An 11064-nucleotide genomic window follows, 5' to 3' on the forward strand; every position below is an offset into this window, starting at 1 on the left:
GGTATCGATCCTAGGTGAGACCTGCTCACGGGGTTTCGGAGCGTCGCTGCGCCCTGGCACTCGCGTACAGGCAGATCGCCGCGGCGGTCGCCAGGTTGAGGCTCTCGGCGCGGCCGTGGATCGGGATTCGAATGCGGTGATCGGCGTCGCGCGTCACGGACTCCGAGAGTCCGTGTGCCTCGTTGCCGAACAACCATGCGGTCGGTTGTGTGAGCAGCTCGTCCGCGTCGTCCAAGTCCACTTCGCCATCGGCGGCCGTCGCGACGATGGTCAGACCCGCCCTGCGCAACGCGTCGATTCCGGACTCGATCGACCGCTCTCGAGCGATGGGCAGATGGAACACGCTGCCCGCCGAGGCGCGGACGCATTTGCCGTTGTGGGGATCCACCGAATCGCCCAGCAGAACGACCGAATCCGCTCCTGCCGCGTCGGCGACGCGAATCACAGTCCCGGCATTGCCCGGCTCGGCCGTCTCCACCGGTACGGCCACCAGCCGCGGTGTTCCGGCCAACGCACGGTCGATCGGGACGTCGACCAACTCGGTGACTGCGATGAGACCCTGCGGAGTGACCGTGTCGGACAAGGCTTTCGCAGCACGGTCGGTGATCGGATGAACTCGTGCGCCACCCGCCTCGACGGACGCGATGAGGCCGCGGTGGCGCTCGAGAGCATCCGCGGTGAAGAACAGCTCACGAACCAACCGGGACCGGGCCGCCTCTGACACCGCATTGAAGCCTTCGGCCAGAAAGAGCCCGGTCTTCTTGCGTTCCGCGGCTCGAGCGAGCTTGACGGCCGAAACGACCCGCGGAGTTCGCTCGGTCAGCGAATCCACGGGCCGTTTCGGTGTTGAGTCGTCGTACGTCGACTCGCTCAGGCTGCTTCTCCGGCCGGAGCGTTGACGTCGGCAGGCAGTGCGGCCTTGGCGATGGCGACCAGGCTTGCGAACGCCGCAGCATCCGACACAGCGAGCTCGGCGAGGATCTTGCGGTCGACCTCGACTCCCGCGGCCTTGAGGCCCTGGACGAAGCGGTTGTACGTGATGTCGTTGGCGCGAGCTGCAGCGTTGATACGCGTGATCCACAGCTTGCGGAAGTCACCCTTGCGCGCGCGGCGGTCCCGGTACGCATAGGTCAGCGAGTGGAGCTGCTGCTCCTTGGCCTTGGTGTACAGACGTGAGCGCTGTCCGCGGTAGCCCTTGGACGCTTCGAGAATCGAACGGCGCTTCTTCTGGGCGTTGACGGCCCTTTTTACGCGTGCCACTGGTGAATCCTGTCGATCTGGGGGTGTGTGAAACCCCGAATGGTAATGGGATGAAGCCGACCGAAATCAGTCGGCGGCGGGCCGAATCAGATGCCGAGCAGGCGCTTGATCCGCGGCACGTCGGCCTTCTTGACAACGGCGACACCATCGAGGCGACGAGTCACCTTGGTGGGCTTGTGCTCGAGCAGGTGGCGACGGCCGGCCTTCTGGCGCAGGATCTTGCCGCTGCCGGACACCTTGAATCGCTTCTTGGCACCACTGTGGGTCTTCTGCTTGGGCATGAAATCCTCTTCTTCTGTAATAGCTCTTCGGTGTTGCATGGCACAGCCGCACATCGCTACGGAAATGCTGTGCACCGAAGCAGGTGTAGGGCTGTCTTACTGGTAGAGCGCGAGGCTCAGTTGGTCTGCGCCGGAGTAGCCGGAGCTGCTGCGGCCGGTGCTTCGGCAGCCGGGGCTGCATCGGCGGGCTGTTCCGGCGCGGGGGCCGGTGCGCGCTGCGCGGGCGGAGCCGCTGCGCTCTCCTGTGCCTTGACGCGAGTCTTGGCACCCTTGTGCGGTGCCAACACCATCGTCATGTTGCGGCCGTCCTGCTTGGCCGAGGTCTCCACGAAGCCGAGCTCCGCGACGTCCGCGCCCAGGCGCTGCAGCAGACGGAAGCCGAGTTCGGGACGCGACTGCTCGCGACCGCGGAACATGATGGTGACCTTGACCTTCGAGCCGGCTTCGAGGAAGCGAACGACGTTGCGCTTCTTCGTCTCGTAGTCGTGCGCGTCGATCTTGGGACGGAGCTTCTGCTCCTTGATGACGGTGAGCGTCTGGTTCTTGCGCGATTCGCGCGCCTTCTGCGCAGCCTCGTACTTGAACTTCCCGTAGTCCATGATCTTGCAGACCGGCGGACGTGCGTCGGGAGCTACTTCTACAAGATCGAGGTCGGCTTCGAGAGCCAAGCGGAGTGCATCTTCAACACGCACGATCCCCACCTGTTCACCACCCGGTCCGACAAGCCGGACCTCGGGAACTCGGATGCGATCGTTGATGCGGGTCTCAGTGCTGATGGGGCCTCCTAGGTAGTGCGGTGTGGTGTGTAACCCGACCGCCTGCCACTGGCACAGCCCGTCGCCGTCGATCCTCGACATTCCCCGCAGCGATGTGAACCGCTGCAACGAAAAAACCCTGCTCTCGGTGTGATCCGATAGCAGGGCCCGATGTCGACCGGTCGACCCGCACGACAACTGTCGTCGTACAGTCTCCTCACTGGGAGGAAGCACGCAGGAGGCCGATGAGGACTTCCTTCGTGCGACCGGACCGGGAAGTAGCTTGTTGAAGGCTACGTGCCGGTGGGAGTCGGGCTCCACTTGCTGCCTCCGTGCGGTGAACTCCATCGAGGAGCGCACGCCGAAGACGGTCGTCGAGTCACACTACCAGCCGATTCGAGAAACCGACAATCGAGCCCGATCGCCCCCGACAGCGTCGGCACCCGATTCTCCCCGCTGCAGGCGGCGTGGGATTCTCGTAGGCATGACCAGCGCCCCCACTCCCGCCGATGGCGATCCCGCGGGTGCCGACCCCGTCGGCACCGAGCCCGAAGTCCGTGAACTCGCCGAAGTCCCCGCGGTCGAGGTCATCAGCCGCGCTGCGGTGATGCTGATGAGTTCCGCAGCCGAGAAGTTGGGACTGTCCGAGCCGGATCCCGCGGAGAGCCCATACCTCGACCTCGACGAGGCACGCCGCGTCATCACCGCCTTGGCCGGCCTGGTCACCGCGTCGGTGGAATACCTCGGCCCCCATGCCGGACCCATTCGCGACGGCCTGCAGGCCCTCCAGCGCGCATTCCGGGAAGCGTCGGCCCATCCGGACGAGCCGGGAAAGGGCCCCGGCGAGAAGTACACCGGTCCGGTGCACTGAGCAGAACACCAGCCAAGTCGAGACCGACGCACGAAGCCGCATCCGGTGACTACCGGATGCGGCTTCGTCGTTCACGGGGTCAGAATCGGACGGCTTCAGCCGACGGCAGCGCTTATCGGACGGCGGCGACCTTGCGAGGCCTACGCTTCTTCGCAGCCGCCTTCACCGGCGGGGCGACGACCGACTCGCGGGTGAGCGCCTCCTGCAGGAACTTGCCGGTGTAGCTTTCCGAGACCGCCGCCACTGCCTCCGGATCACCCTGTGCCACAACCGTTCCGCCGCCCGAGCCACCTTCGGGGCCCATGTCGATGACCCAGTCCGAGACCTTGATGACGTCGAGATTGTGCTCGATCACGATCACCGTGTTGCCCTTGTCCACCAAGCCGTTCACGACGCCGAGCAGCTTGCGAATGTCCTCGAAGTGCAAGCCGGTGGTCGGTTCGTCGAGAATGTAGACCGTGCGGCCGGTGGACCGCTTCTGCAGTTCCGCTGCCAGCTTGACGCGTTGCGCCTCGCCGCCGGACAACGTCGTTGCCGGTTGGCCGAGTCGGACGTACCCGAGACCGACCTCGACGAGTGTCTTGAGGTAGCGGTGGATCGAGGTGATGGCCTCGAAGAAGTCGGCAGCCTCCTCGATCGGCATGTCCAGGACCTCGGCGATGGTCTTGCCCTTGTAATGGACTTCGAGTGTCTCGCGGTTGTATCGCGCACCCTCACAGACCTCGCACGGAACGTAGACGTCCGGCAGGAAGTTCATCTCGATCTTGAGTGTGCCGTCTCCCGAGCATGCCTCGCACCGGCCGCCCTTGACGTTGAACGAGAACCGACCGGGCTGATAGCCGCGCACCTTGGCCTCGGTGGTCGCCGCGAACAGCGTGCGGATCTTGTCGAACACACCGGTGTACGTGGCCGCGTTCGAGCGCGGCGTGCGTCCGATCGGCGACTGATCCACCCGCACCAGCTTGTCGAGCTGATCGAGGCCGTTGATGCGGGTGTGCCGACCGGGAACCTGGCGGGCACCGTTGAGCTTGTTGGCCATCACCGTCGCGAGAATGTCGTTGACGAGTGTGGACTTGCCCGAACCCGACACCCCGGTGACCGAGGTCAGCACACCGAGCGGAAAGCTGACGTCGATGCCACGGAGATTGTGCTCGCGGGCACCGACCACGGTGACCTGACGCTTCTTGTCCACGACACGACGGGTGTCGGGCAGCGGAATCTCCATCCGTCCGGACAGATACGCACCGGTCAGCGATTCCTCGTTGGTCAGCAGGTCCTCGTACGAACCGCTGTGCACGACGCGTCCGCCGTGCTCACCCGCCAGCGGACCGATGTCGACGATCCAGTCGGAGGTACGGATGGTGTCCTCGTCGTGCTCGACGACGATGAGGGTGTTTCCGAGGTCGCGCAACCGCGTCAACGTGTCGATGAGCCGACGGTTGTCGCGCTGATGCAGTCCGATCGACGGCTCGTCGAGGACGTACAGAACACCGACGAGCCCCGATCCGATCTGGGTCGCGAGGCGGATACGCTGCGCCTCGCCGCCGGACAGCGACCCTGCGGTCCTGGCCAGTGACAGGTATTCCAGACCGACGTCCAGCAGGAAGCCGAGGCGAGCCTGCACCTCCTTGAGGACCTGCCCGGCGATGGCTTCCTCGCGGCGACCGAGAGTGAGGCTGTTCAGGAAATTCGCGGTGTCGGCGATCGACAATTCGCAAACCTCGGCGATCGACTTAGGGCCGAAGTCGCCCGCCGCGATCGTGACCGACAGGATCTCCGGCCGCAGCCGCGCCCCGTTGCAGGTGGGACACGGCACGTCGCGCATGTAGCCGTCGTAGCGTTCCTTCATCTGCTCGGACTCGGTCTGCTCCAACCGGCGGTGCAGGAACGGCATCACACCCTCGAACTCGGCGTAGTACGACCGCGTGCGGCCGTAGCGGTTCTTGTACTTCACGTGCACCTGGTGATCGCTGCCCTCGAGGACTGCGCGCTTGACCTTGGCGGGCAACTTGTTCCACGGCGCGTTCAGGTCGAATCCCATGGCGTCGGCGAGCCCGGAGAGCAGGCGGCCGAAGTACTCCGACGTCTGGCCCATCGACCACGGTGCGATGGCACCGTCGGCGAGGCTGAGATCCCCGTCGGGAACGACCAGCTCCGGATCGACCTCCTTGCGCACGCCGAGTCCGACGCAGTCCGGGCACGCACCGTACGGCGAGTTGAAGGAGAACGACCGCGGTTCGAGATCGTCGATGGACAACGGGTGTCCGTTGGGGCAGGCGAGCTTCTCGGAGAACCGGCGCTCACGGTCCGACGCATTCTCGTCACGGTCGACGAAATCGAGCACCACGATGCCGTCGGCCAGCCGAAGGGCGGTTTCCACCGAGTCGGTCAGACGCTGCTTCGAGCTCGACTTGACGGTGAGGCGGTCGACGACGACCTCGATGTCGTGCTTCTCCTGCTTCCTGAGCACCGGCGGACTCGTGAGCTGATGTACGACGCCGTCGACGCGAACACGCGAGTAGCCCTGGGTGTTCAACGAGTCGAACAGGTCGACGAACTCACCCTTGCGGGTGCGAACCACCGGGGCGAGAACCTGGAACTTCAGGCCCTCCTCCATGTCCAGCACCTGATCGACGATCTGCTGCGGAGTCTGCTTGGCGATCTGCTCGCCGCACACCGGGCAATGAGCCGTTCCTGCGCGCGCGTACAACAGCCGGAGGTAGTCGTAGACCTCGGTGATGGTGCCCACGGTCGATCGCGGGTTGCGGTTGGTCGATTTCTGATCGATGGAGACCGCAGGCGAGAGGCCCTCGATGAAATCGACGTCCGGCTTGTCCATCTGGCCGAGGAACTGCCGCGCGTATGCGGACAGCGACTCCACGTAGCGACGCTGTCCTTCGGCGAAGATCGTGTCGAAGGCGAGTGAGGATTTGCCCGATCCGGACAGACCCGTGAACACGATCAGCGCATCCCGCGGCAGGTCGATGTCGACTCCCCGCAGGTTGTGCTCCCGTGCACCTCGCACTATCAGGCGATCCGCCACTGTGTTCCCTTCTTTCCGAACGAGCACGTCCAGCCGAGTTGCTGCGGGGCGCAGCACTGCACGACCTTCGAGTCGCGTGATGACGTGTGATGCCGACGCACCGGTCACACGTCGTGTAACCGTGGACCCCACGTCGAAAACCTGTTGTGGTGAGGGACGAACCTCACGCAGTAGCAATGGTAGATCCAGGCACCGACACACTTTTCCAGCTGCGCGACCCCGACGCCCATCATGCCGTCGACGACGGTAGCGTCCTGGAAATGGACGAGCACCTCATGGTCATCGATGACAACTACACCGGCGTCGTCTCTCAGGGCTCGCAGCCGCAGCGGCGAACGATTCCCGGAGCGACGATCACGAAGATGTCGGTCGGCCCCATGGACAACAACACCTACCTTGTCGTCTGTTCCGCAACAGGTCACTCGGTGCTGATCGACGCCGCCAACGAGGCCGACCGAATCTCGTTGCTCATCGACCGGTACGCGCCGACGCTCTCACTCATCGTGACGACTCACCAGCACGCCGACCACTGGCAGGCGCTGGCAGACATCGCCGGCGGTACGGACTCGCCGACCGCAGCGCACGAACTCGATGCAGGCCCCCTGCCGGTGGCTCCTGACCGCCTGCTCGCCGATCGGGACACCGTGTCGGTGGGAGAGCTCACGTTCGACGTGGTGCACCTGACAGGACACACTCCCGGCTCCATCGCACTCGCACTGACCGATGCCGACGGAAAGCGCACCCACCTCTTCACCGGAGATTCCCTCTTTCCCGGTGGCGTCGGCAAGACGGGCAGCCCCGAGGATTTCACCCGTCTGCTCGACGACGTGACAGCGAAGCTGTTCGACCGCTTCGACGACGAGACCGTTGTCTACCCGGGCCACGGAAAGGACACGACGCTCGGTGCCGAGCGCCCTCACCTGGACGAATGGCGCGCCAGGGGTTGGTGACGATCGGCGTGCTTGAGACCGCGAACCACGGGGTATGAATAGTGTGACAAAAGGACGCACAGCGGTAGGTTTTCGGACCGCCGTGCCGTCCATGGTTCCACCGCCGATGACACGAGAAACTACGCAGGAGGCTGTCAATGCTGGTCCGCCGTATCGCCCGTCCGCTGATGTCTACGATTTTCATCGCAGGGGGCGTCGACGCACTCCGTAATCCCACCGGCAAGGCCCAGGCCGCCACCCCGTTGATCGAGCAGGGCAAGGACGTCCTCCCCAACGAGGTCACCGCGAACGTGCCGAACGACCCGGAGACGCTGGTCCGTATCAACGGTGGAATCCAGGTCGCGGGCGGCATTCTGCTGGCCACCGGCAAGGCACCGCGCATCGCCTCGCTGGCTCTCGCCGGAAGTCTCGTACCGACGACGCTCGCCGGACACGCCTTCTGGAACGAGACCGACCCGGAGACCAAGGCTGCGCAGCGAATCCACTTCTTCAAGAACCTGAGCCTGCTCGGCGGACTGCTCATCGCAGCCGTCGACACCGAGGGCAAGCCGTCCGTCGCATGGCGTAGCAAGCGGGCAGCACGCCGCGCGCAGGAGACCGTCGTCTCGGCCCTGCCGGGTCACTCCACCCACGAGACCGGTGAGCGCGTCAAGGAAATCGCAGCCGTCGCCGCGAGCCGCAGCGCCGATCTGGCCGAGGCTGCACAGCCGAAGCTGGCCAAGTTCGCCGACGCCGCCCAGCCCAAGTTGGCCAAGCTCGCCGATATCGCTACCGAGAAGGGCTCGGAGCTGGCCGACGTAGCTCAGCCGGCACTGAACCGCTGGGCTCACGTGGCCGCCGACAAGGGTTCGGTGCTCGCCGAGGAAGCACAGAAGCGTGGATCCAAGCTCGCCGAACTGGCAGCCGACCGCGGCAGCGACTTGGCCGAAGAAGCACAGAAGCGCGGCTCCAAGCTCGCCGACAAGGCAGCCCATCGCGGGACCGACCTGGCGGAGCTCGCACAGAAGCGTGGCTCCAAGCTCGTCGACGTCGCTGCTGATCGTCGCGGCGAATTGGCCGATGTCGCGCAGAAGCGCGCGTCCAAGCTCGCCGATCTGGCGGCCGAGAAGGGGTCTGTCCTCGCCGACGAGGCGCAGAAGCGCGGAGTCACGTGGGCCGATCTGGCGTCCGATCGCGTCGACACGCTGAGCAAGCGCGCTCGCAAGCGCGCCGAGAAGCAGAGCAAGGAACTCGAGAAGGTGACCGAGCAGGCTCGCGCCAAGCTCGAGAAGCGAGTTGCCAAGGCTCAGAAGAACTTGGACAAGAAGCTGCAGCAGTACGCGAAGTAATTTTTTTCGCAGACAGCCACACAGCGACGTTCGCGTAGACGGCCCTGCCCCGGAACCAGCGGTTCTGCGGCAGGGCCGTTGTGCGGCGTAGACTGCTCTGGCTGATTTCGAGGCGATATCCTCGCCTCGGCCGAACTCCCGAGGAGACCCTTTGCCGGACGACGGCCACACATCGAGCGACTCCGTGGTGCCGCTCGAAGAAGACTTCGAGCAGGCGCATCTGACGCGGCTGTACACGCAGCTCGACGCGTTACGCGAGTATGCCGCGAACCGACTGCGCGCGGTGCTGTTGGAGACCGGCGGCACCCCGCAGGCCCGCAGCGAACGGGAATCGTTCAACCAGATGTACACCGAGGACATCGCCAAGTACGACGCCGCCGAGAACGGACTGTGCTTCGGGCGCATCGACCTCGATCCCGAGACCCTCGACCCCAAGGTCGACGACCGGCCCGAGCGATACATCGGCCGCGTCGGGATTCTCGACGACAAGAACGACTACGAGACACTGCTGCTCGACTGGCGAGCACCGATGGCCCGGCCGTTCTACCTGGCGACGCCCGCCGCACCCGAAAACGTGTTGCGGCGCAGACACATTCGTACCCGCGGCCGGCGAGTGACATCGATCGCCGACGAATTCCTCGACCTGAACTCCGCCCGATCGTCGAACGATGCGGCCGTGGCAGGCGGCGTCGCGAGCGAAGGCGCGCTGCTCTCGGCGCTCGATGCCGCACGTACCGGTCAGATGAACGACATCGTCGAGACGATCCAGAGCGAGCAGGACGCGATCATCCGATCGCAGCATCGCAGTGTGTTGGTGGTTCAGGGCGGACCGGGCACCGGCAAGACTGCCGTCGCGCTGCACCGTGCCGCCTATCTGCTCTACACCTACCGTCAGCAGCTCGGTAAGAGCGGCGTGCTGATCATCGGACCCAACGCCACGTTCCTCGACTACATCGGTCAGGTGCTGCCGTCACTCGGCGAGACGGGAGTGCTGCTGTCCACGATCGGCGACCTCTACCCGGGAGTCCGTGCGCAACGCGAGGACTCGGCCCTCGCGACCGAGGTCAAGGGCAGACTGTCGATGGTGGAGGTGCTGACGCAAGCGGTTCGCGACCGTCAGGAAGTTCCCGCGCAACCCCGTCGGCTGAAGTTCGACACCTACGACATCACGCTCGATCGCAAGATCGTCACCAGGGCTCGCGGTCGTGCCCGCTCGTCCCGGCGACCGCACAACCTCGCTCGTCCGCTGTTCGTGTCCTCGGTCATCGACCAGTTGGCCAACCAATTGGCAGCGAAACTCGGGCAGAACCTCGTCGACGGGTCCAGCCTGCTCAGCGCCGACGACATCGCGGACATGCGCGACGAGATGCGCGAGGACCAGGACGTCATGGCCGCCGTCGACGAACTGTGGCCGGATCTGTCTCCCCAGCAGGTTCTTCGCGACCTGTTCGCCTCGCCCGAGAAAATCGCCTCGGCCGCGCCTGCACTGGACGAGATGGAGCGTGAGGCCCTCGTCCGCCGAGGCCACGGGTTCTCCTCGGCCGACGCTCCCCTGCTCGACGAACTCGCCGAGCTACTCGGCGTCGACGACGCGGCCGAACGTGAACAAGCACAACGTCAGTGGCGCGGCCAGATCGCCGACGCCCAGGGTGCCCTGGACATCCTGACCGGTTCGGCACCTCAGGATCTCGAGGACGAACTCGATCCGGAGATCTTGATGGCCTACGACCTCATCGATGCCGATCAGCTTGCGCGACGGCAGAATTCGGGCCAACGACTCACGACGGCCGAACGGGCCGCCGGTGACCGAACCTGGACCTACGGGCACGTGATCGTCGACGAAGCGCAGGAACTTTCTGCGATGGCGTGGCGAATGGTCATGCGGCGCATACCGAATCGGTGGATGACACTGGTGGGCGATACGGCGCAGACCGGTGATCCCGCCGGTACCTCGTCGTGGGGTTCGGTTCTCGAACCGTATGTGGCCAAGCGCTGGAAGCGAACCGAACTGACGGTGAACTATCGAACACCGTCGGAGATCATGACGGTGGCACACGACGTGTTGGCTGCCATCGATCCCGAGCAGTCCGAGCCGCGGTCCATCCGCAGCACCGGGACACGACCGTGGGCCCAACGGGTGGCACCGGACGATCTGATCACCGCGGTCGAGAAGCGAGTGGCCGAGCACCCTCGCCCAGGCCTGAGTGCAGTGCTGGTTCCCGCAGGCCACGTCGACCGATTCCGCCATCTGGCATCGGAACTGGTCACCGTATCGACGGTCAAGGACGCCAAGGGACTGGAATTCGACTCGGTGCTGATCGTCGAACCCCGTGCCATCGTGGCGGATTCGGTCAAGGGCATGAACGACCTGTACGTGGCGCTGACCCGAGCGACTCAGCGACTCGGCGTCGTGCACGCGGACGCACTACCGGGTGAACTCTCGGCGCTGCAGCCGTTCGAGCCGGAAGCCTAGAGAACCGCACACACCACCGGCCCCCGGCCGGGCTTGGCCCGTGGGGGGCCGGGGGGGGGGGCCCCGGGCCACCCCCGCCCGGGTGGCCCCACCCCCACGCGCC

At 65.3% G+C, this 11064-nt stretch carries 9 protein-coding genes; 4 read left to right on the forward strand and 5 right to left on the reverse strand.

Annotated elements, in window-relative coordinates; all coding sequences use genetic code 11:
- Positions 1-25 precede the first annotated feature (25 nt).
- The 4 genes from R3P95_RS13300 to infC form a co-directional block, all read right to left on the reverse strand.
- Complete coding sequence (locus tag R3P95_RS13300; protein ID WP_317548562.1) at positions 26-832, reverse strand: TrmH family RNA methyltransferase; 807 nt, start codon at positions 830-832, stop codon at positions 26-28.
- A 38-nt stretch (positions 833-870) separates the two neighbouring features.
- A complete protein-coding gene (gene rplT / locus R3P95_RS13305) occupies positions 871-1260 on the reverse strand; it encodes a 50S ribosomal protein L20 (RefSeq protein ID WP_032378959.1) in 390 nt (129 codons plus the stop codon).
- An 86-nt stretch (positions 1261-1346) separates the two neighbouring features.
- Positions 1347-1541, reverse strand: coding sequence for a 50S ribosomal protein L35 (gene rpmI / locus R3P95_RS13310; protein ID WP_008715923.1), 195 nt, complete (start codon positions 1539-1541; stop codon positions 1347-1349).
- Positions 1542-1657: 116 nt separating this feature from the next.
- Positions 1658-2398, reverse strand: coding sequence for a translation initiation factor IF-3 (gene infC, locus R3P95_RS13315; protein WP_045199680.1), 741 nt, complete (start codon positions 2396-2398; stop codon positions 1658-1660).
- Positions 2399-2780: 382 nt separating this feature from the next.
- On the opposite strand from infC, the gene R3P95_RS13320 reads away from it, so the two are divergent.
- The gene (locus R3P95_RS13320) at positions 2781-3167 is read left to right on the forward strand and encodes a DUF1844 domain-containing protein (protein WP_068050975.1); all 387 of its coding nucleotides are present in this window, start codon (positions 2781-2783) and stop codon (positions 3165-3167) included.
- A gap of 112 nt (positions 3168-3279) precedes the next feature.
- Here R3P95_RS13320 and uvrA read toward each other — a convergent pair whose 3' ends face one another.
- Positions 3280-6210 (reverse strand): excinuclease ABC subunit UvrA, encoded by a 2931-nt coding sequence (gene uvrA / locus R3P95_RS13325; protein ID WP_317548563.1) that lies wholly within the window; start codon positions 6208-6210, stop codon positions 3280-3282.
- A 260-nt stretch (positions 6211-6470) separates the two neighbouring features.
- Between uvrA and R3P95_RS13330 the strand changes: the two genes are divergently transcribed.
- The 3 genes from R3P95_RS13330 (at position 6471) to R3P95_RS13340 (ending at position 10961) form a co-directional block, all read left to right on the forward strand.
- Positions 6471-7160, forward strand: coding sequence for an MBL fold metallo-hydrolase (locus R3P95_RS13330; protein ID WP_317548770.1), 690 nt, complete (start codon positions 6471-6473; stop codon positions 7158-7160).
- A gap of 137 nt (positions 7161-7297) precedes the next feature.
- Positions 7298-8488, forward strand: coding sequence for a DoxX family protein (locus tag R3P95_RS13335; RefSeq protein WP_269593966.1), 1191 nt, complete (start codon positions 7298-7300; stop codon positions 8486-8488).
- Positions 8489-8639: 151 nt separating this feature from the next.
- Positions 8640-10961 (forward strand): HelD family protein, encoded by a 2322-nt coding sequence (locus tag R3P95_RS13340; protein ID WP_317548564.1) that lies wholly within the window; start codon positions 8640-8642, stop codon positions 10959-10961.
- Positions 10962-11064 lie beyond the last annotated feature (103 nt).

This window comes from Rhodococcus cercidiphylli, assembly GCF_033042225.1.
Classification (GTDB): Bacteria; Actinomycetota; Actinomycetes; order Mycobacteriales; family Mycobacteriaceae; genus Rhodococcoides.

Excerpts from the sequence above, each read along its gene's own strand:
- rpmI (WP_008715923.1), bottom strand. The coding sequence starts at position 1,541 with ATGCCCAAGCAGAAGACCCACAGTGGTGCCAAGAAGCGATTCAAGGTG.
- infC (WP_045199680.1), bottom strand. The coding sequence starts at position 2,398 with ATGTCGAGGATCGACGGCGACGGGCTGTGCCAGTGGCAGGCGGTCGGG.
- R3P95_RS13320 (WP_068050975.1), top strand. The coding sequence starts at position 2,781 with ATGACCAGCGCCCCCACTCCCGCCGATGGCGATCCCGCGGGTGCCGAC.
- R3P95_RS13330 (WP_317548770.1), top strand. The coding sequence starts at position 6,471 with ATGGACGAGCACCTCATGGTCATCGATGACAACTACACCGGCGTCGTC.
- R3P95_RS13335 (WP_269593966.1), top strand. The coding sequence starts at position 7,298 with ATGCTGGTCCGCCGTATCGCCCGTCCGCTGATGTCTACGATTTTCATC.